At 69.2% G+C, this 19,327-nt stretch carries 17 protein-coding genes; 9 read left to right on the forward strand and 8 right to left on the reverse strand.

All coding sequences use genetic code 11. The features are described from left to right. Positions 1-150 precede the first annotated feature (150 nt). The 7 genes from HEP73_RS14705 to HEP73_RS14735 are packed head-to-tail and all read left to right on the forward strand — an operon-like array spanning position 151 to position 7,002. A complete protein-coding gene (locus HEP73_RS14705) occupies positions 151-1,143 on the forward strand; it encodes an acyl-CoA desaturase (RefSeq protein WP_185820542.1) in 993 nt (330 codons plus the stop codon). After that, a complete protein-coding gene (locus HEP73_RS14710; RefSeq protein WP_185820543.1) occupies positions 1,140-2,402 on the forward strand; it encodes an NAD(P)/FAD-dependent oxidoreductase in 1,263 nt (420 codons plus the stop codon). Before HEP73_RS14705 ends, HEP73_RS14710 begins: the two co-directional genes overlap by 4 nt. Continuing rightward, positions 2,399-3,262 (forward strand): DUF1365 domain-containing protein, encoded by an 864-nt coding sequence (locus HEP73_RS14715; RefSeq protein ID WP_185820544.1) that lies wholly within the window; start codon positions 2,399-2,401, stop codon positions 3,260-3,262. Before HEP73_RS14710 ends, HEP73_RS14715 begins: the two co-directional genes overlap by 4 nt. Beyond that, the gene (locus tag HEP73_RS14720) at positions 3,259-4,575 is read left to right on the forward strand and encodes an SAM-dependent methyltransferase (RefSeq protein ID WP_255423509.1); all 1,317 of its coding nucleotides are present in this window, start codon (positions 3,259-3,261) and stop codon (positions 4,573-4,575) included. Before HEP73_RS14715 ends, HEP73_RS14720 begins: the two co-directional genes overlap by 4 nt. Then, positions 4,572-5,123, forward strand: coding sequence for a DUF2878 domain-containing protein (locus HEP73_RS14725; protein WP_185820545.1), 552 nt, complete (start codon positions 4,572-4,574; stop codon positions 5,121-5,123). Before HEP73_RS14720 ends, HEP73_RS14725 begins: the two co-directional genes overlap by 4 nt. Beyond that, positions 5,120-5,902 carry a DUF1295 domain-containing protein gene (locus HEP73_RS14730; protein WP_185820546.1) on the forward strand — a complete coding sequence of 261 codons (783 nt, stop codon included), beginning with the start codon at positions 5,120-5,122 and terminating at the stop codon, positions 5,900-5,902. The genes HEP73_RS14725 and HEP73_RS14730 overlap by 4 nt, the downstream gene beginning before the upstream one ends. Before the next feature lie 23 nt (positions 5,903-5,925). Then, positions 5,926-7,002 carry an SAM-dependent methyltransferase gene (locus HEP73_RS14735; protein WP_185820547.1) on the forward strand — a complete coding sequence of 359 codons (1,077 nt, stop codon included), beginning with the start codon at positions 5,926-5,928 and terminating at the stop codon, positions 7,000-7,002. A 105-nt stretch (positions 7,003-7,107) separates the two neighbouring features. On the opposite strand, the gene HEP73_RS14740 is transcribed toward HEP73_RS14735, so the two are convergent. From HEP73_RS14740 to HEP73_RS14750, 3 genes are all read right to left on the reverse strand, one after another. Then, positions 7,108-8,079: an IS110 family transposase gene (locus tag HEP73_RS14740; protein ID WP_185820548.1), complete on the reverse strand. Its 972-nt coding sequence runs from the start codon at positions 8,077-8,079 to the stop codon at positions 7,108-7,110. A 371-nt stretch (positions 8,080-8,450) separates the two neighbouring features. Next, the gene (locus HEP73_RS14745) at positions 8,451-8,795 is read right to left on the reverse strand and encodes a RidA family protein (protein WP_185813378.1); all 345 of its coding nucleotides are present in this window, start codon (positions 8,793-8,795) and stop codon (positions 8,451-8,453) included. Then, positions 8,792-9,478: a DUF998 domain-containing protein gene (locus HEP73_RS14750; protein WP_185820549.1), complete on the reverse strand. Its 687-nt coding sequence runs from the start codon at positions 9,476-9,478 to the stop codon at positions 8,792-8,794. Before HEP73_RS14750 ends, HEP73_RS14745 begins: the two co-directional genes overlap by 4 nt. A 278-nt stretch (positions 9,479-9,756) precedes the next feature. On the opposite strand from HEP73_RS14750, the gene mprF reads away from it, so the two are divergent. Then, a complete protein-coding gene (mprF, locus tag HEP73_RS14755; RefSeq protein ID WP_185820550.1) occupies positions 9,757-12,327 on the forward strand; it encodes a bifunctional lysylphosphatidylglycerol flippase/synthetase MprF in 2,571 nt (856 codons plus the stop codon). 106 nt (positions 12,328-12,433) lie between these two features. On the opposite strand, the gene HEP73_RS14760 is transcribed toward mprF, so the two are convergent. The 5 genes from HEP73_RS14760 to HEP73_RS14780 all read right to left on the reverse strand — a co-directional run bounded on the left by HEP73_RS14760 (position 12,434) and on the right by HEP73_RS14780 (position 16,206). Then, positions 12,434-13,822: a virulence factor family protein gene (locus tag HEP73_RS14760; RefSeq protein WP_458309690.1), complete on the reverse strand. Its 1,389-nt coding sequence runs from the start codon at positions 13,820-13,822 to the stop codon at positions 12,434-12,436. Between the two features lie 194 nt (positions 13,823-14,016). Further along, a complete protein-coding gene (locus HEP73_RS14765; protein ID WP_185820552.1) occupies positions 14,017-14,211 on the reverse strand; it encodes an oxidoreductase-like domain-containing protein in 195 nt (64 codons plus the stop codon). A gap of 70 nt (positions 14,212-14,281) precedes the next feature. Then, on the reverse strand, positions 14,282-14,887 hold the full coding sequence (locus tag HEP73_RS14770) for an HD domain-containing protein (protein WP_185820553.1): 606 nt from the start codon (positions 14,885-14,887) through the stop codon (positions 14,282-14,284). Further along, positions 14,884-15,525 (reverse strand): 2'-5' RNA ligase family protein, encoded by a 642-nt coding sequence (locus tag HEP73_RS14775; RefSeq protein ID WP_185820554.1) that lies wholly within the window; start codon positions 15,523-15,525, stop codon positions 14,884-14,886. Before HEP73_RS14775 ends, HEP73_RS14770 begins: the two co-directional genes overlap by 4 nt. 225 nt (positions 15,526-15,750) lie before the next feature. Then, a complete protein-coding gene (locus tag HEP73_RS14780; RefSeq protein ID WP_185820555.1) occupies positions 15,751-16,206 on the reverse strand; it encodes a PA2169 family four-helix-bundle protein in 456 nt (151 codons plus the stop codon). A 668-nt stretch (positions 16,207-16,874) separates the two neighbouring features. Between HEP73_RS14780 and HEP73_RS14785 the strand changes: the two genes are divergently transcribed. After that, positions 16,875-19,100, forward strand: a complete 2,226-nt coding sequence (locus tag HEP73_RS14785; RefSeq protein ID WP_185823435.1) for a methyl-accepting chemotaxis protein — start codon at positions 16,875-16,877, stop codon at positions 19,098-19,100. Positions 19,101-19,327: the final 227 nt, after the last annotated feature.

The following is a 19,327-nucleotide window of genomic DNA, read 5'->3' on the forward strand; positions in this document are numbered from 1 at the left end:
CCTGCGTGGACGCCGCTTCGAGCGGCGACCGCATGCGCTGCCGTGGCCGGCCATCCACGTCAGCCGCATTGCGCACAGACGCCGCGACGTGAGTGCATCCGTCTTCCGGCTTTGTCCGTATCGCTATCCGAATCCCCACGAGATGCGCTTGTGCCAAGCCCCGTTCCGGACCATTCCCGTGAACCCACCGCCACACCTGCCGAGGCGCCCGCGCGCCGCGGTGGCGTGGCGCGCACGTTGCGGCGCTGGTTCGACACCGGCGCGGAGATCGAACTGGACGAGGCCCGCGCCGATCGCATCGACTGGCTGCGTGCCGCGCCCTATGTCGGCCTGCACCTGGCCTGCCTGGGCGTGTTCTGGGTCGGCGCATCGTGGTTCGCGGTGGGCATGGCGGTGGCGATGTACGCGGTGCGCATGTTCGCGCTCACCGGCTTCTACCACCGCTACTTCGCGCACCGCGCGTTCAAGACTTCGCGCGTGGTGCAGTTCCTGTTCGCCGCGCTCGGCGCCACCTGCGTGCAGCGCGGGCCGCTGTGGTGGGCCGCGCACCATCGCAACCATCATCGCCACACCGATACCCCGGCCGATCCGCATTCGCCGCGCCAGCATGGTTTCTGGTGGAGCCATAGCGGCTGGTTCCTGACCCCGCGCGGCTTCCGTACCGACTGGGAGGCGATCCCGGATCTGCGCCGCTTCCCGGAACTGCGCTTCCTCGACCGCTTCGATCTGCTGCTGCCGGTGTTGCTGGCGCTGGCACTGTTCCTGCTCGGCGGCTGGCTGCAACGCCACCATCCGCAGCTCGGCACCGATGGGCCGCAGCTGCTGGTGTGGGGTTTCTTCGTCTCCACCGTGGCCCTGTTCCATGCCACCTTCACCATCAACTCGCTGGCGCACCGCTTCGGCAGCCGCCGTTTCGCCACCCGCGACGACAGCCGCAACAACGCCTGGCTGGCGCTGCTGACCTTCGGCGAAGGCTGGCACAACAACCACCACTTCTTCCCTGGCGCGGCGCGGCAGGGCTTCCGCTGGTGGGAAATCGACCTGACCTGGTATGGCCTGAAGGCAATGTCGTGGACCGGCCTGATCCGCCAGCTGCGGCCGGTGCCGGCAGGGCTGGTGCGGGCGCAGGCGCGCGCACGATGAGCCGCATCGCGGTAGTGGGCTCGGGCATCGCCGGGCTGGGTTCGGCATGGCTGCTGTCGCAACGGCACGACGTCACCCTGTACGAAGCCGCCAATTACCTGGGCGGGCACACCCATACCCATGCGATCGAACTGGATGGTGTGGAGTACGCGGTGGACAGCGGCTTCATCGTGTTCAACCCGCAGCACTATCCGCTGCTGAGCAAACTGTTCGCGCAGCTCGGCGTGGCCGCGCAGCCGACCACGATGAGTTTTTCGGTGCACGAGGCGCGCAGCGGCCTGGAATACAACGCCGGCAGTCTCGGCGGCCTGTTCTGCCAACCCGGCAACCTGGCCAGCCCGCGCTTCTGGCGCATGCTGGGCGATCTACGCCGTTTCTACCGGCAGGCGCCTCAGGTATTGGCCGATGCCGCGCAGGCGCAGCTGACACTGGGCGAATTCCTGCAGCGACACCGCTATTCGGACGTGTTCCGCGACGCGCACCTGGTGCCGATGGCGTCGGCGCTGTGGTCCTCGCCATCGCAGCAGATCCTGCAATTCCCGATGCGCCAGCTGATCGGCTTCATGGCCAACCATCACATGCTGCAGATCAGCGGACGGCCGCAATGGCAGGTGGTCCGCGGCGGCTCCAACAGTTACGTGCGCGCGCTGCGCAGCAACTGGCGGGTGCACGAACGTATCGGCACGCCGGTGCGTTCGGTGCAGCGGCTGTCGCAGGGCGTGTCGGTACTGACCGCTGCCGACAGCGACGCCGATGCCCAGCACTACGATCACGTGGTGCTGGCCTGCCACGCCGACGACGCCTTGCGCCTGCTCAACGACGCCAGCGCCGCCGAGCGCGAGATCCTCGGCGCGATCGCCTACCAGGACAACGACACCGTGCTGCACACCGATGCGCGCGTGCTGCCGCGCAATCGCCGCGCCTGGGCCGCCTGGAACGCGCACGTGCCGGCCGATCCGGACGCGCCGTGCACGGTCAGCTACTGGATGAACGCGCTGCAGTCGATCGCCTCGCCGCAGCCGTTCATCGTCAGCCTCAACCGCAGCGACGACATCGATCCGGCCAAGGTGCTGCGGCGCATGCGCTACCGGCATCCGCTGCAAACGCACGCCGCGGTGGCCGCGCAGGCGCGCAAGAGCGAGATCCAGGGCCAGCGCGGCACCTGGTTCGCCGGCGCCGGCTGGGGCTTCGGCTTCCACGAGGACGGCCTGCGCAGCGCGGTCGACGTCGCCGCCGGGCTGGGCGTGCCGTGGCCATGAATCTGCTGCGCAGCGCTAGCGTGTCCGCCCCGCCGGCTGGCGCCGTCTCGACAACGCCAGCGGCGGCGGACACGACCACGCCGGAACTGCACAGCGCGCTCTACAGCGGCTGGGTCCGGCACCGCCGCTACGCGCCGAAAGCGCTGGCGTTCCGCTATCCGCTGTTCCTGATGTACCTGGATCTGGCCGAACTCGAGCAGGTGTTCGCGCGGCGCTGGCTGTGGTCGGTCGGGCGCCGCAACCTGGTCGAATTCCGCCGCAGCGACTACCTGGGCGACCCGGCGCAAGCGCTGGACGAAGCCGTGCGCGACCGCGTGCAGCAGCACTGCGGCGAACGCCCGCTCGGCGCGGTGCGCATGCTGACCCACCTGCGCTACTTCGGTCACTGCTTCAACCCGGTCACGCTCTATTACTGTCACGACGCGCAGCAACGCCTGCACAGCATCGTCGCCGAGATCACCAACACGCCGTGGAAGCAGCGCCATGCCTATGTGCTGCCGGTGGCCGCCGCGCGCAGCCACGGCCGCGTGCATGCCTGGCGCTTCGACAAGCGCTTCCACGTCTCGCCGTTCATGGCGATGGCGCACGCCTACGCATGGCGCTGCAGCGAGCCGGGCGCGCAATTGCGCGTGCACATGGACGTGCTGGATCCGCAGCCGGCGGCAAGGCGCTTCGACGCCACGCTGGTGCTGCAGCGGCGCGAAATCTCCGGCGCCAGCCTGGCGCGTGCGCTGCTGCGCTATCCGGCGATGACCCTGCAGGTCGTGGCCAAGATCCACTGGCAGGCGTTGCGCCTGTGGCTGCGCGGCAATCCGGTGCACGACCACCCCGATCACTCCCTTCCGCGAGAACGCCGATGAACGCTCCGCACGCGCCCTCCTCCGCCGCTGCCGCGTTGACCCCGGCCGCGCCGCCGCTGCGCGGCCTCGACCGCCTGCTGCGGCAACGACTGTTCGCCACGCTCGACGGCTTGCGCGACGGCCAGTTGCAGATCGAGGAAGCCGGTGCGATCACCACCCTGGGCAGCGCCACGCAGACCGATAGCGCACTGCACGCGCACCTGCGCATCCGCGATCCGCGCTTCTACCGCCAGGCCGCGTTGAACGGCAGCGTCGGCGTCGGCGAGGCGTACATGGATGGCTTGTGGGAATGCGACGACCTGGTCGCGCTGGTGCGCCTGCTGGTACGCAACCGCGAGCGCCTGGACGCGATGGAAACCGGCCTGGCCCGTCTCGGCGGCATGGCGATGCGCGGGCTGCACACGCTGGCACGCAACACCCGTGCCGGCAGCCGCCGCAACATCGCCGCGCACTACGACCTGGGCAACCCGTTGTTCGAACTGTTCCTGGACCGCAACCTGATGTATTCCTCGGCGATCTTCCGCGACGAAGACGCCGCGCTCGGCGACGCCGCGCTGGAGCGCGCCGCCGAGCGCAAGCTGCAGCGCATCTGCGCCAAGCTCGACCTGCAGCCGCACCATCATGTGGTGGAGATCGGCAGCGGCTGGGGCGGTTTCGCGCTGCATGCGGCCAAACATCATGGCTGCCGCGTCACCACCGTGACCATCTCGCGCGAGCAATACGAGCTGGCGCGCCAGCGCGTGGACGCGGCAGGCCTGTCCGAGCGCGTCGAGGTGCTGTTGCGCGACTACCGCGACCTCGACCGCCACTACGACCGGCTGGTCTCGATCGAGATGATCGAGGCGATCGGCCACCAGTACCTGGACACCTATTTCGGCAAGGTCGGCAGCCTGCTCAAGGACGACGGCCAGGCGCTGATCCAGGCCATCACCATCGAGGATCACCGCTACGCGCAGGCGTTGAAATCGGTGGACTTCATCAAGCGCCACATCTTCCCCGGCAGCTTCATTCCCTCGGTAGCGGCGATGACCGGCGCGATCGCGCGCGCCAGCGACCTGCGCCTGTTCAATCTGGAAGACATCGGCCCCAGTTACGCGCTGACCCTGCGCGCCTGGCGCCAGCGTTTCATGGCCAAGTTGCCGCAGGTGCGCGCGCTGGGTTACGACGAACGCTTCATCCGCATGTGGGAGTTCTACCTCGCCTATTGCGAGGGCGGCTTCCTGGAACGCTCGATCGGCGACGTGCACCTGTGGCTGAGCAAGCCCGGCGCGCGCCCGGCGCAGTTCGCGCCGGCGCTGGCGCACGACGCATGAGCAACCTCGCCAACTACGTCGCGTTGCAGTTGCTGTGGCTGGCGGCCGTGATGGGCGCCGGGCACGGGCTGGCTTGGGCCGGCCCGGCCGCGCTGGCGCTGTTCGCGCTGTACCAGTTGCAGCCGCGCCGCCGCGCGCGCGGCGATGCGGCGCTGATGGCGCTGGCGCTGCTGCTCGGCGCCGGCGTGGATACCGCGCTGGCCGCGGGCGGTTGGGTGCGTTACGCCGCGGCGCTGCCGCCGGCGCCGTGGGCGCCGCTGTGGATCCTGGCGCTGTGGGCCGGCTTCGCGCTGACCTTCAACCACTCGTTGGCCTGGGTCATGCAACACCCGTGGCGCGCGGCGCTGTTCGGCGCGGTGTTCGGCCCGCTCGGCTATGTGCTGGCCGCGCGCGGCTGGCAGGCGGTAACGCTGGGCGCGCCGCTGCTGCACGCAGTGCTCGCGCTGGCGCTGGCCTGGGCCGCGGCGCTGGCCGTGCTGAGCCTGGCGACGCGGCGCCTGTCGGCGACGGTGCAGCCCGCGCCACGCATCGCCGGCGTCGCGCCATGAACGCCTGGCCGCTGCTGCATGTGGGTGCGTTCACCGCGCTGGCGATGCTCGCCGGCTGGGCCTGGCAGCGACGCAGCCGCAACGCCGGCGTGGTCGATGTGCTGTGGGCGGCGTGCATGGCGCTGGCCGCGGTGTACTGCGCCTGGCGTGCCGACGGCGCCGCGCTGCCGCGCGTGCTGACCGCGGCGATGGGCGGACTGTGGGGCGCGCGCCTGGCCTGGCACCTGGGCGTGCGTGTGTTCGGCGATGCGCACGAGGACGGCCGCTATCGCGCGCTGCGCGAGCACTGGCACGGCGACCAGCGCCGCTTCCTGCTGTTCTTCCTCGGCCAGGCGCTGGTGGTGGTGCTGTTCGCGGTGCCGCTGTCGATCGCCGCGCACACGCCGCTGCCGCAGTGGAGCGTGTGGACCACGCTGGCGCTGGCGACCTGGCTGCTGGCGGTGGGCGGGGAAAGCCTGGCCGACCGCCAACTGGCCGCGTTCCGCGCCGATCCGGGCAACAAGGGCAAGACCTGCCGCCGCGGCCTGTGGCGCTACTCGCGGCATCCGAACTATTTCTTCGAATTCGTGCATTGGTTCGCCTACGTGTTCCTGGCGGTGGGCAGCGGCGCGCTGTGGGTCGGCATCGCCGCGCTGGGGCCGCTGCTGATGTTCGCGTTCCTGTACCGGGTCACCGGCATTCCCTACACCGAACAACAGGCGCTGCGCTCGCGCGGCCAGGACTACGCCGACTACCAGCGCAGCACCAGCGCCTTCTTTCCGTTGCCGCCGCGGCAATGACCCCGCTTCCAGGAGATCCGCCGATGTCCAGCACCCTCGCCCCTTCGCCTGCGCCCGCGCTGCCGGCCGAACCGTTGGCCACCCGTGTGGCCGAATCCGGCCTGCTACCCGATGCGCTGCTGCGCGCGGCGATGCGCAAGCTGTGCACGCAGCGCCTGCGCGATGAGCGTAGCGGCGGCGCCGACGCGGCCTGGGAACGCCAGCGCGCCTTCGTCGAGGCCTTGCGCGGCAGCGCCATCGCCATCGAGACCGACGCCGCCAACCGCCAGCACTACGAGCTGCCGCCGCGCTTCTTCGAGCTGTGCCTGGGCAAGCGCCTGAAGTACAGCAGTTGCTACTGGGATGCCGGCACCCAGGACCTGGACGCGGCCGAGGAACGCATGCTGCACCTGTACGCCGAACGCGCGCAGCTGCGCGACCGCCAGCGCATCCTGGAACTGGGCTGCGGCTGGGGTTCGCTGACCCTGTGGATGGCCGAGCACTATCCCGGCGCGCGCATCACCGCGGTGTCCAACTCGCGGCCGCAGCGCGAGCACATCGAGGCGCAGTGCCGCGCGCGCGGGCTGCGCAACGTGGAGGTGATCACCCACGACGCCAACACCCTGACCCTGCCGCATGCGAGCTTCGACCGCGTGGTATCGATCGAGATGTTCGAGCACATGCGCAACTACCGCGAACTGCTGGCGCGGATCGGCCAATGGCTGGTGCCGGGCGGCCGGCTGTTCGTGCACATCTTCTGCCACCGCGACCTGGCCTACCCGTTCGAGGTGCAGGGCGAGGACAACTGGATGGGCAGGCACTTCTTCACCGGCGGGCTGATGCCGGCCGCCGACACCCTGCTGCAGTTCCAGGACGACCTGGCGCTGGAACGGCGCTGGCTGCTGTCCGGCGAACACTACGAGAAGACCGCCAACGCCTGGCTACGCAACCAGGACCGGCATCGCGCCGAACTGATGCCGGTGCTGCAGGCCACCTACGGCCGCGACGCGAAGATCTGGTGGCAGCGCTGGCGCATGTTCTGGATGGCCTGCGCGGAGCTGTTCGGCTACGAACAGGGCCAACAGTGGGGCGTGGCGCATTATCGGTTCGTGAGGCGTTGAGGAGCTCGGGACTCGGGACTCGGGACTCGGGATGGTGCCCGAGTCAAAATCGCGGTCAAGCGATTGATGAAAAAAGCGCCTCTTCTGTAGATACCGTCTTCCCTGCTAACAGGCAAGAGCCTTTTCAGGATCGAAGTGCGTCCGTGATTTGAGGACGCCGTAGGCGATATGCAGCAGCTTGCGCATGGCGGCGCAGATGATCTGCTTGTTGGCTTTGCCGCGCTCGCGCAGGCGTTGCTTGAGCGCCCGGACAATCGGATTGTGGGTCATGGCGACCAGCGCGGGCATGTAGAGTCCGGCACGCAGGCGAGGTGAGCCGGTGCGGGAGATGCAGACCTGGCCCTGGCGCTTGCCCGACTCCTGCAGTCGCGGGTTCAGGCCCGCAAACGCCGTCACCGCCGCGGCATCGGCGAAGCGGGCCACATCGCCCAGCTCGGCCAGCATCAATGCCGCGCTGGTGTCGGCAATGCCGTCGATGCTCACCAGCAGTTCGCGCTGTCCGCGCAAGGTCGGATCCTGGTCGATATGGTCCTCGATCGCCCGTTCGATCTCGGCAATGCGGACCTGCAGATCGGCAATATGCGTGTGCAAGGAGTCCTGCACGGCGGACCCGGCCACGTCCAGACGGTTGCGCTCCATCTGCAGCATCTGCTGCAGATCGCCGCGACGGCGTACCAGCGCCTTGAGCTGCTTGAGTGCCGGCGGATCGGGCTGCCAGGGCCGTAGCTGCTCTTGGTGGCGTGCGCCGTAGCTGGCGATCAGCTTGGCATCGCTGCGGTCGGTCTTGACCCGGGTCAGCTGGCTGCGCGCATACAGCGCCGTTTGCGCTGGGTTGAGGACACAGACGCGGTAGCCCAGCGCATACACGAACTCCGCCAGGGCCTCATGGTAAACGCCGGTGGCCTCCATCACGATCCAGCTATCGGCCTGCGCATGGGTCTGTAGCCATGTCTGCAGTGCCTGAAAGCCCTTCTGCTCGTTGGGGAGCTTGGCCTTGGTGCGGTGCTTGCCGTTGGCCAGTTCGATGGCCAGGTCGAAACTGCATTTGGCGACGTCGATACCGACGACTAGGGGCATGAAGAATCCTCCATCGTAGGGTGAAGACGATCATCGCTGCGCCCGGTCCTGCCTTGTGGATGCGAGTTCACGCCAAGGGCGGACTCTGGATACCGTTCGGACACCGATGGGCCAGCATGTGGAGGGCGCGAGCCGATCTACAGCACAAGCTCGAAGCTTCAGGAGCGACTGGACTTCCCGCACCTCCTCCGATGATCAGTCGGAAGACATAACGCCATAGGAGCGCTATGTCCAGATACAAGGAGCGGCTTCAGCCGCGACCAGGCATTACCGGTGAAGCGTCGCGGCTGAAGCCGCTCCTACAGAAAAGCCAGGAATGCCCCGAACTCGCAGAAAATCCGAGTCCCGGGTCCCGGGTCCCGGGTCCCGAACTAAACAGCAGCGGTGATCACGATCTCGATCTTCCACTCCGGGTTGGCCAGCTTGGCCTGCACGGTGGCGCGCGCCGGGGTGTTGCCCGGGCAGACCCAGCTTTCCCAGACCTTGTTCATCTCGGCGAACTCGGCCAGGTCGGTCATGTAGATCTCCGCGCGCAGCACCTTGCTCTTGTCGCTGGCGGCGCGGCCCAGCAGTTCGTCGATCGCCGCCAGGACCTGGCGGGTCTGGCCGGCGATGTCGGCGCTGGTGTCGTCGGCGATCTGCCCGGCCAGGTAGGCCACGCCGTTGTGCACGGTCATTTCCGACATGCGCGGGCCGGTATCGAATCGCTGGATCATGAGGCGGTGTCCTGAAGAGGGGAAACCCGGGCATTGTCGCGCGATTGCGCCTCGCCTGCAGGCCGCCACAGCCGGTAGGCGACCAGCAGCAGCCAGGCCAGGATCAGCACGATCGCCAACTTCTGGGTCAGCCCGCGCGGCGGCGCGCGCCACAGCACGTGCACCCACAGCGCCACGAACGCCGCCACCGCCAGGGTTAGCAACGTGCCGGCACGGCCCTGCCACGGCGCTTGCCGGCGCAGCCAGGCGCTCTGCAGCAGCATCGCGCTGGTCGCGCACAGGAACGCGGTCTGCGCGAACAGCCCGTGCAACAGAGGCGCCAGCAACGGTGCGCGCTGCGGCAGGTAGCTGTCGCCGATCGCCACCCCGCACAGGCCCAGCGCGGCGACCGCGAACAGCAGCAGCGGCGCGGCGCTGCGTGCCGGCGGCGGGGCCTGCGCGTACAGGCCGGCGGCCAGCGCGACGATGCCCGCCGCCAGCAGCACGTAGACAATCCGCAGCAGCAGCCCGCCGGGGCCGTGCAGGTACAGGCTCAGCGTCGCCTGCTGCCAGTGCAGATCGGCGCGCAGCAGCTGCAGCGCCAGCGCCACGCCGAGGAACAGCAGGCACAGCAGCGTGGCGAGGGCGCCGGCGGCGCGCGGCCAATGTGGCGGCGCGGAGGCGGGGGCCAGGGGCGTGAGCATGGATCGGCTCCGGGTCGTAGCGGGGAACGCGATGCGCGACGCGCACGCGCCGGCACCCTCCGCGCACGCCGACGCGGTGCCGACGTGCGATTCCACTATGATGCGCGTCGCCGGTGTCGCCGGTACAGCCCCAGGCCAGCCGATATCGCGATGCACCAGCCCCTTTTCGCCTGCAGGCGCGCCATCGCGATGGCCTGCACCGCCAACGCCACGCGCCTGCGCGACGCCGCCGGCGCCTGCGCACAGTTCCCTCTCTCCTTCGCTTACGCTCCCCTGCAATGACCGACGCCGCGCCCCCCGTTTCCCCGTCCCCCTCCACCGCTGGCTGGCGCCGTGCGCTGCCGGTGGTGTTCAGCCTGGTGATCCTGGCGCTGGCGCTGCGCGCGCTGGCCACCGAGTTCAGCACCCACGGCTACGCCGCGATCCGCCATGCCTTCAACCAGCTCGGTGTCGGCCAGATCGCGCTGACCCTGCTGCTGGGGCTGAGCAGCTACGCCTGCCTGATCGGCTTCGACGCGGTCGGCCTGCACCGCAGCGGGCGCAAGCTGCATCCGATGCGGATCGGCGTCACCGCGTTCCTGGCGCATGCGGTCGGGCAGACCCTGGGCTTCGCAGCGCTCACCGGCGGCGCGGTGCGCCTGCGCGGCTACGGCCGGGTCGGGCTGAGCCTGGCCGAGATCGGCCAGGTGGTGCTGATGAGCACGCTCGGCTTCGTGTTCGGCGCCTGGCTGCTGCTGGCCTTGGCGCTGACCCTGGAACCGGCCTCGGCGGCGCTGGCGCTGCCGCTCGGCGCTTCGGCGGTGCGCGCGTTCGGCATCGCGCTGCTGGCCGGCTTCGGCCTGATGCTGCTGCTGGCCGGGCGCGAAGGCCGCACCCTGCGCTGGCGCACCCACGAACTGTGGCTGCCGGACCGGCGCACCGCGCTCGGCGTGACCGCGCTGAGCGTGGTCGAACTGGGCCTGGCCAGCGCCGCGTTCTACGTGCTGCTGCCGAACGAATCGGGCATCGAGTTCGTCGGCTTCGTCGGCCTGTACCTGGTCGCGGTGGTGGCCGGATTGATGTCCACCGTGCCGGCCGGACTTGGCGTGTTCGAGTGGAGCCTGCTCAAGCTGCTGCCCGGCGTGGCCCCGGCCGCGGTGCTGGCCGCGGCGCTGATCTACCGCATCACCTACTACGTGGTGCCGCTGCTGCTGTCGGTGCTGATGGCCGCGGTCTCCGGCCTGCGCCGACCGCTGGCGGCCAGCGCCGGCGGGGTGCGCGTGGCCTGGGGCACGCTGCGCCCGTGGCTGCCGCAGATCATCGCCATGGCGGTGTTCGCGGTCGGCGCGGCGCTGGTCATCGACGGCACCCTGCCGACGCCGAAGCGGCGCCTGGGCATGGCGCCGCTGTCGATCGTGGAGACCTCGCACCTGCTGGCCAGCCTCGGCGGCGTGGTGCTGCTGCTGATCGGCCAGGGCCTGCAGCGGCGCAGCCATGCGGCCTGGGTGCTGGCGATCGGCATCTGCGTGCTGCTGCCGCTGCCGGCCTGGCTGCGCGGCGGCCACGCCTCGGTGGCGCTGTCCTCGCTGGTGGTGGCGGCCGGGCTGTGGGGCGCGCGCCGCGAGTTCTACCGCCAGGGCGCGCTGCTCGACGAGGCCTGGTCGTGGCCGTGGCTGCGCAACCTGGGGCTGGTACTGATCGCCACGGTGTGGCTGCTGTTCTTCGTCTACAGCCACGTCGAATACCAGAACGAATTGTGGTGGCAGTTCGCCACCTCGGCCAATGCGCCGCGGGCGCTGCGCGCGGTGCTGCTGGTCAGCGTGGCGGTGGTGGTGTTCGGGTTGGCGCGCTTGCTGCACAGCACGCGCTCGCCGCTGCCGGCCGCCGACGCGGCGCAACTGGACGCGCTGGCGCCGGTGCTGGCCGTGGCCACCGACACCCAGGCCTGCCTGGTGCTGACCGGCGACAAGGCGCTGCTGCCCGACGAAGGCGGCCAGGGTTTCGTGATGATGCAGCGCTACGGCGGCTCGCTGGTGGCGATGGGCGACCCGGTGGGACCGCCGGAGGTCGCGCGGGCGCTGATCTGGCGCTTCCGCGAGGAAGCGGACCGCATGGGCCTGCGCCCGGTGTTCTACCAAGTCGGCGAACAGCACTGGCAGACCTATCTCGACCTGGGCCTGACCCTGGTCAAGCTCGGCGAGGAAGCGATGGTGTCGCTGGAAGACTTCCACCTGGAAGGCCGCGACCGCGCCGACCTGCGCCAGGCCTGGAACCGCGGCAAGCGCAGCGGGCTGAGCTTCCGCATCGTGCCGCTGGAAGAGATCGACGCGCTGATGCCGGTGCTGGCCGACGTTTCGCAGCAGTGGCTGGAGGAAAAGGCCGGCGAAGAGAAAGGCTTTTCGCTGGGCAGCTTCGACCCGGCCTATCTGCGCCGCTTCCCGATCGCGGTGGTCGAGGCCGAGGGCAAGGTCGTGGCCTTCGCCAACCTGTGGCAGGCGCCGGCCGGACACGAACTGTCGGTGGACCTGATGCGGCACATCGCCGATGCGCCGAAGGGCACCATGGATTTCCTGTTCATCGAGCTGTTCCTGTGGGGCCGCGAACAGGGCTACAAGCGCTTCTCGCTGGGCATGGCGCCGCTGTCGGGCCTGGCCCAGCACCGCCTGGCCGGACGCTGGAACCGCTTCGGCAACCTGATCGTGCGCCACGGCGAGCGCTTCTACGGCTTCACCGGCCTGCGCCGCTTCAAGTCCAAGTTCGCCCCGGCCTGGCGCACCCGCTACCTGGCCGCCCCCGGTGGTATGCACCTGCCGGCGGCGCTGCTGGACGTGACGCGGCTGATTTCGCTGGATCCGCGCAAGCCTGATTGACGGCCGGGATTCGGGATTGGGGATTCGGGATTGGTGGCAAAGCAGGATTGGGGAGCCGGGATGCCGCTCTTGCGAATCCCCAATCCCGAATCCCCAATCCCGGCCTTCAATCAATGCGCTGCAGGATCTGCTTGGCCAGTTCCGCGTAGTCGCCCTTGAAGTGATGGTCGCCGGGCAGCTTCACCAGTTGCGCGCCGCCGTGCGGCAGGTCCGGGCACAGCGTGTCGTCGTCGTCTTCGCCGTAGATGCACAGGGTCTGCGCGCCCGGCATCTTCGCCACGTCCGGGGCGATCGGCAGGCCGTCGTCGCCGGAGCTGATCCAGTTGGAGACGTGGAATTCGTAGTCGGCGGTCTTGCCCAGCGACAGCAGCGCGGTGGCCTGCACCTGCTCGCGCATCGCCGGCGGCAGTTGGTTGTAGGCGGCCGGCAACACGTCGGCGCCCTGCGAGAAGCCGATCAGCACTACCCGTCCGCGCTGCCACAGGTGGCTGTAGTGGCGGTAGATCCGGTCCAGGTCGGTGGCGAAGCCCTGCGGGGTACGCTCGCTCCAGAAGTAGCGCAGCGAATCCACGCCGACCACCGGGATGCCGGCCTGGGCCAGCGCACCGGCCACCTGCTGGTCGAGTCCGGCCCAGCCGCCGTCGCCGGAGACGAAGATCGCGAACACCTGCTCATGGCCCTTGCCCGCGGCCGCGTCGCCAGCGGGCGCAGGCACCTCGACCACCGGTAGCCCGGCCAGATCGACCGGTGTCGGCGGCAGGCTGACGCCGCGCTGCGCACCGAGCGAGCGCACTGCCGCGCGTAGCCCGGGCAACGCATCGCCGCTGGCGCTGCGGCGGAACTGCTGCGCCTGCGGCACCTTCTGCACGAACGCATCGCTCTGCTGGGTGCAGCGGCCCTTGCCCGGCGCATCGATCGCCGCCAGCCACGGCAGCGGCAGCGTCGCCGGCTGCAGCGCGCGTGCCGGCGCGGTGATGCCGGCGCCGCAGATCTGGTCGTCCAGCACCTGCACCGGGCAGAAATCCTCGGTGACCAGGCCGGCCAGCAGGTGCTTGGGCGCCTGTGCCGCGACCGCATAGGCCAGCGCGGCACCGTCGCCGTCGCCGACCAGCAGCGGCAGGCGGTAGGTCGGCACGTGGTAGTAGGCCTGCACGTAGCGCGAGAAGTTCTCCACGTCTCCGGCGGAAAAGCCGCAGGTGCCGGGGATCTTGGCCAGCACCGCCTGCAGGTGCGCGCCGTCGATCACCACCACCATCGCGCCGTCGTCGCGCAGCGCCTCGATCTGGCGCATGCGCGCCGCCGCGCCGCGCTTGCCACCAGCGAACCACAGCACCACGCGCTGCGCCTCGCCGTGCGGCAGCAGCACCGGAACCTGTTCGAAGCGGCCGTGGCTGAGTTTCTCAGGGGCCGCGGCCGCTGGCGCAGCGGCCGTCGTCGCAGGCGCCGCCGAAGCGGCAGCCGCGGCGGCCAGGCCGGCCAACGCACATCCCCACATCCATCCGCCACGCATTCGCATCATCCGGCAATCCTGAAAAGGCCAATCCTGAAACAGCGTGTAAAGATAATCCCGAACGGCGGTGGCGCGAAGCGCGGCGCGGGCGCCGGTTCATGCGGGGTACGCCGCAAGCGTGCCAGCGCGGCGCCGCTGCAGCCAACAGGCGGCCGCGCCGGTGCGGCTGCAGCGGGCGCTCACGCGCCCGTGTCAGCCTCGGGATGGCGCAGCCGCCACGCCGCCAGCGCCTGCCGATAGCGCGCCACTTCGTCGTTGTACAGGTCGTGGACGCACAGCGGACAGCCGCTGTTGCAGCAATCGCTGGGCAGCGGCGGCTGCGGCGCTTGCGGGCACGGATCGGCAGTGGCGGGATCGGGATCGGGATCGGACATCACGGTGCGCGGCGGGTGGCACGCCAGCGGCGCGAACAGGTGCCCATTGTAGAACGCCGCCGCGGCCGGCTCAGCCGATCGCCTGGCGCAGGTTGGCGCGCGCCGCCGCGTCGTAGCGCGCATGGAACCAGTCGCTGAGGAAGATGCGCGGCTGCGCCAGCACCGTCTTCAGGAACGCGCGGCGCTTGCGCCGGTACAGCCAGCCCGGCACCACGCCGCTGTATTCCTCGGCGATGGCGCGATCGTAGGCGGCGAACCCGGCGGGATCGGCGCCGAGAATGGCCATGTCGCAATCCAGGAACAGCGCCGCCTCGGCATCCACCGCCGCGGCGGACAGTTGCCCGTGGCGTGCGGTCAGCTCGATCAGCGCGGCGACGCGCGCCGCGTCCAGCCCGGCAGCGGGCAGCCACTGCGCGATCGCCGCCTGCGCCATGCGCGCCGACTGCGCCTCGTTGTCGCCACGCCCGGCCTGATACACCGCGTCGTGATAGAGCACGGCCAGGTAGACCTCGCGCGGCTGCCGCCAGCCCAGCGTCGCGGCGACTTCGGCATAGTGGCCCAGCACCGCCTGCACGTGGCCGAAGTGGTGATAGGCGCGCGGCGGCGTGGCATAGGCAGCCTGCAGCTGCTCCCACTGCGCGGCGGGCAGGGTCAGCGGGGGCGCCGGTTCGTTCATCGGATCGCCTCGCCGCCGGCGGAAGCAGGCCCGGCCGCATCCGCCGGCAGCGGCCAGGTCGCCTCGTGCACATAGCGTCCCTGCCCTTGCACGCTGCGGATCAGGCTCAGCGCGGCGACCGGGCAGCGCAGTTCCGGCACGGCTTGCGGCGGCACTGTCTGCTCGTCGTAGCTCAGGGTGATATGCGGAACATAGGCCGGGTCGGCGCGCGTGGCCACGCCCTGGCGGCCGAGTTGCTGCTGCAGCGCCTCGCGCAGGTGGCGCAACGCGGGCGGCTCGCCGTCGCCAAGCAACACCAGCGGCCGTGTGCGGGAGCGGCCGCCGAAGCTGGCGACCCGATCGAAACACAGCTCGAACGGCGCCGCCGCCAGTGCCTGTCCGGCGGCATGCGCCTGCTGCAGCAAGCGTGGCGGAATGCCGGCGTATTCGCCTAGGTAGTGCAGGGTCAGATGCAGGCGTTCCACCGGCAGCGCGCGACCGCGCAAGCCATGCTCGGCACGCAGGCGCTCGCCCAGTGCGAAGGCGCGCTGCGCGGTGGCCGGGTCCGGCAGCACGGAGAAGAACAGGCTCTCGCGCGGCGCCGGCGCCGCGAAGCCGAGCGAGAACTGCGCGTTTGCGGAAGAAGGATCGTGGGCCATCGGCAGGGGGCTAAAGCCGCGGACGCTGCGGCGACGGGACAAGGGCCGTCATGGTAGCAAGCGCGTTGCACCCGGCGCCCAAGCATTCGCTCCGACAACGCAAAAGGCCGACCGGACAGAATCCGGTCGGCCTTTGCGTTTTTTCTGCATCGGCGTGTTGCGACCCACGCGGACCGCAACGCACCTCGCCTTCGATGATGGCCAGGCGCGAACCCAGCCTGCAGCTTACGCCGCGTTCTTCATCGCCAGCTTGCGGTTGCGCATCACGTCATGGCAGGCGCGCACTTCCGGCAGCAGCTTGGTGGCGGCATCGCGTGCGGCGACCGGGGTGTCGCTGTCGGCGATGGTTTCGTTGAACGCCTTCAACAGGCGATCCTCGGACTCTTCCAGTTCGGCCACGTAGCCGTACTTGGTGTCGCCCAGCGTCGCGCGCACCTTGCCGTACATCTGCTGCATGCTGCCGACCAGCGTGCCGTGCTCGTCGGGCTTGCCGCCGACCGCCTGGACCACCGCGCTCAGGCTGCTGACGATGTCGGACTTGACCCCGGCAATGCGCAGGAACAAAGCGGACAACTCGGCATCGCCGACCTTCTGCGCCGCTTCTTCGTAGAACTCCTTGCCGTCGCGGGAGATGGCGATGAGGTCGTTGAGGCTGTGGGTGGTCTTGCTCTGAATGCTCATGGATGGAACTCCTTCTGCAATGGGCCGGCGAACATCGCGCAACGGGCACGTCGGGTCGTGTTCCCCTGGATGCCGCTTGGCCGCGATATGGAAGCGTCTTGCCACGTTGCGCCGTGGGAGGGATGCTGGACGCCGGGGCATAAAGTGCACGTGAGCCGAAACGCTTGCGTCCTCACACGGCGCTGGCAGGCATGAACAGGCATTCAGCGCCGACGAGCAAACGACACGACGATGCATGGAGGCGTCCGTCCGCTGCGAGACGCCTCTTCTGCAGGGGCTCGCAGAAGCGAGCTTGACGTTGGATCACGGCCGGCATCAACGCCAACGCCGCAGTACGCGCCAATATGGCCAATCCTGCGCGCCGGTTTTCCCTCAATTCCAGAGCATTTCGACCCAAGCAGCAGCGTTGATGACAACGCGCCGACCAGCGCGAAGCGTCTCCTAGCGAAGATTTCAAAAAAACTTACCCATTAAGAATCGAACACGGTCGCCGTTATCTTGTTTAAGCATCGGCAAGACGCAGTCTGCAGCGAGACTTCGCATTGCCAGTCGATGCAATGCCGCCGCTGCGAGTCTCTGCACACGCCGTCGCCCGTTATTTCCGAGCTCGGCCCACGCGGCTTCCGAGCCGCCGCGCACATCTCAGCCCACTTTTTTGGTACCCACTAATGAACGGACTCCTCCAGCGCTACAACGTCGGCACGCGCCTTTCCTCTGCGTTCGGCCTGCTCATCCTGCTGTCCTGCGGGCTCGTCGTTGCCGGGCTGATCACCCTGGCGCAGTCGCGCAGCCAGATGGAGAACATCGTCAAGCGCAACACGATCCTGGGATACGTCGGCGAAATGCGCGAATCCAGCGCGATCATCGCCATCAACCTGCGCAACATCGTTCTGCCGAGCTCGCAGGAGGAGAATATGGGCTTCGCCAAGATCGTCGAGCAGCAGCGCCAGCGCTACCAAAAAGCCCACGACCAGCTCTATGCGATACCGGTCACCGACAGCGCCGGCGCGGAGATGCGCAAGCAGATCGATCTCGGCTACCGGAATGCGAGCGTCTTCAATCAGAAGGTGTTGGATCTAGGCATGAACAACAAGCCCGACGAGGCGCTTGCGATGTTGATGAAGCAGGCGGCGCCGGCCACCCAGCGGTGGCAGGAGACGATCAACACATATTCCGAGCGGCAGCGCCAACGCGGCATCGCCGCCTATGCCGTGGCCAACGCCGCGATGGACCGCGGCCGCGCCATGCTGATCGCCGGCGGCGTCATCGTGATCCTGATCAGCGGCGTGCTGGCCTGGTTGATCACCCGCAGCCTGACCGTGCCGCTGAGCCGCGCCACACGCACCGCCGAAGCGATCGCGCGCGGCCAGTTGGACAATGACGTCAGGACCGACGCCAAGGACGAAACCGGCCGGCTGTTGACCGCGATGCAAAGCATGCAGTTGCAGCTGCGCAACCTGATCGACGCGCAACTGGAGATGGCCAAGCGCCACGATGCCGGCGACATCAGCCATCGCATCGATGCGATGGCGTTCCCGGGCGACTACGGGCGCATGGCCGCGGAAACCAATTCGGTGGTCGGCTCGCATGTCGCGGTGCAGCTGAAGCTGGCGCAGATCATGGGCCGCTATGCGGTCGGCGACCTCAGCCAGGACATGGACCGCCTGCCCGGCGAGAAGGCGACGTTCACCCAGACCATGGACGAAGTGAAGGTCAACCTGTCGGCGATGAACGGCCAGATCAAGCAGCTGGCGCAGTCCGCCGCCGACGGCGACTTCAGCGCGCGCGGCGATGCCGAGCGCTTCCAGTACGACTTCCGCATCATGGTCGAGAGCCTCAACCAGCTCATGACCACCGCCGACGGCAACCTGCAATCCTTGTCGGCCTTGCTGCAATCCATCGCCGCCGGCGACCTGACCGCGCGCATGCACGGCGAGTTCCGTGGCGTGTTCGCGCAGATGCGCGACGACGCCAATGCCACCGCCGAGCAGCTGTCGGAGATCGTCGGCCGGATCAAGCATTCGGCGGTGTCGATCAACGCCGCGGCCAGCGAGATCGCCGCCGGCAACGACGACCTGGCGCGTCGTACCGAGCAGCAGGCCGCCAGCCTGGAAGAGACCGCCGCCTCGATGGAGGAACTGACCTCCACCGTGAAGCAGAACGCCGAACATGCGCGCCAGGCCAATCAGCTCGCAGTGGGCGCCGGCTCGGTCGCATCGCAGGGCGGCGAGGTGGTCGGCCAGGTGGTGACCACGATGAGCGGCATCGAGGCGTCCTCGAAGCGGATCGCCGACATCATCAGCGTGATCGACGGCATCGCCTTCCAGACCAACATCCTGGCGTTGAATGCCGCGGTGGAAGCGGCGCGCGCGGGCGAGCAAGGCCGCGGCTTCGCCGTGGTCGCCAGCGAAGTACGCACCCTCGCCCAGCGTTCGGCGGGTGCGGCCAAGGAGATCAAGGAACTGATCGACGACTCGGTGAGCCGTGTCGCCGAAGGCTCGGCGCTGGTCGGCCAGGCCGGAAAGACCATGCACGAGATCGTGTCCTCGGTGCAGCGCGTCACCGACATCATGACCGAGATTTCCGCGGCCTCGCAGGAACAGTACGCCGGCATCGAGCAGGTCAACCAGACCGTGACCCAGATGGACGAGAGCACGCAGCAGAATGCGGCCCTGGTGGAAGAGGCCAGCGCCGCGGCGCGGTCGATGGAGCAGCAGGCGACCGAACTTTCGCAGGCGGTGGCCCTGTTCAAGCTGGATGAACGCACCGCGCCAGTGCGCGCGGCGCGTGCTGCGGCAACAGTGACGCCGAAGCGCGTCGCCCGTACGGACGCCGCGCGGCGCCTGCAGTCCGTTCCCGCGTTGGCCACGGACAAAGACTGGCAGGAATTCTGATCGGCGAGCGCCGCGTTGCCGCCCTCCACCGCGAGGGCGGCCCGTCGATGGGCATACGCAGCATCTGCGTCGGTTCGATGCCGCGCCGGCAGCGGCTCCGGCCGGCCTCGAGCCGCCGCCCACGACAACGCGACCGAACGGTACACGGACGGCCTGACGATATTTTCGCCAGGCCGTCTGCGCATACTGGCGTAGCAGGCTGCAGCGGGGTTATCCACATCCTTGCC

Origin of the sequence: Xanthomonas sp. GW (assembly GCF_014236815.1) — a bacterium.
Classification (GTDB): Bacteria; Pseudomonadota; Gammaproteobacteria; order Xanthomonadales; family Xanthomonadaceae; genus Xanthomonas_A.

What these genes read in the sequence shown, in the direction of transcription:
- HEP73_RS14775 (WP_185820554.1), bottom strand. Translation starts at nt 15,525, where the DNA reads ATGGCCCACGATCCTTCTTCCGCAAACGCGCAGTTCTCGCTCGGCTTC.
- HEP73_RS14760 (WP_458309690.1), bottom strand. Translation starts at nt 13,822, where the DNA reads ATGTGGGGATGTGCGTTGGCCGGCCTGGCCGCCGCGGCTGCCGCTTCG.
- HEP73_RS14710 (WP_185820543.1), top strand. Translation starts at nt 1,140, where the DNA reads ATGAGCCGCATCGCGGTAGTGGGCTCGGGCATCGCCGGGCTGGGTTCG.
- HEP73_RS14750 (WP_185820549.1), bottom strand. Translation starts at nt 9,478, where the DNA reads ATGCTCACGCCCCTGGCCCCCGCCTCCGCGCCGCCACATTGGCCGCGC.
- HEP73_RS14785 (WP_185823435.1), top strand. Translation starts at nt 16,875, where the DNA reads ATGAACGGACTCCTCCAGCGCTACAACGTCGGCACGCGCCTTTCCTCT.
- HEP73_RS14720 (WP_255423509.1), top strand. Translation starts at nt 3,259, where the DNA reads ATGAACGCTCCGCACGCGCCCTCCTCCGCCGCTGCCGCGTTGACCCCG.
- HEP73_RS14740 (WP_185820548.1), bottom strand. Translation starts at nt 8,079, where the DNA reads ATGCCCCTAGTCGTCGGTATCGACGTCGCCAAATGCAGTTTCGACCTG.
- HEP73_RS14765 (WP_185820552.1), bottom strand. Translation starts at nt 14,211, where the DNA reads ATGTCCGATCCCGATCCCGATCCCGCCACTGCCGATCCGTGCCCGCAA.
- HEP73_RS14780 (WP_185820555.1), bottom strand. Translation starts at nt 16,206, where the DNA reads ATGAGCATTCAGAGCAAGACCACCCACAGCCTCAACGACCTCATCGCC.
- mprF (WP_185820550.1), top strand. Translation starts at nt 9,757, where the DNA reads ATGACCGACGCCGCGCCCCCCGTTTCCCCGTCCCCCTCCACCGCTGGC.
- HEP73_RS14735 (WP_185820547.1), top strand. Translation starts at nt 5,926, where the DNA reads ATGTCCAGCACCCTCGCCCCTTCGCCTGCGCCCGCGCTGCCGGCCGAA.
- HEP73_RS14715 (WP_185820544.1), top strand. Translation starts at nt 2,399, where the DNA reads ATGAATCTGCTGCGCAGCGCTAGCGTGTCCGCCCCGCCGGCTGGCGCC.
- HEP73_RS14745 (WP_185813378.1), bottom strand. Translation starts at nt 8,795, where the DNA reads ATGATCCAGCGATTCGATACCGGCCCGCGCATGTCGGAAATGACCGTG.
- HEP73_RS14725 (WP_185820545.1), top strand. Translation starts at nt 4,572, where the DNA reads ATGAGCAACCTCGCCAACTACGTCGCGTTGCAGTTGCTGTGGCTGGCG.
- HEP73_RS14770 (WP_185820553.1), bottom strand. Translation starts at nt 14,887, where the DNA reads ATGAACGAACCGGCGCCCCCGCTGACCCTGCCCGCCGCGCAGTGGGAG.
- HEP73_RS14730 (WP_185820546.1), top strand. Translation starts at nt 5,120, where the DNA reads ATGAACGCCTGGCCGCTGCTGCATGTGGGTGCGTTCACCGCGCTGGCG.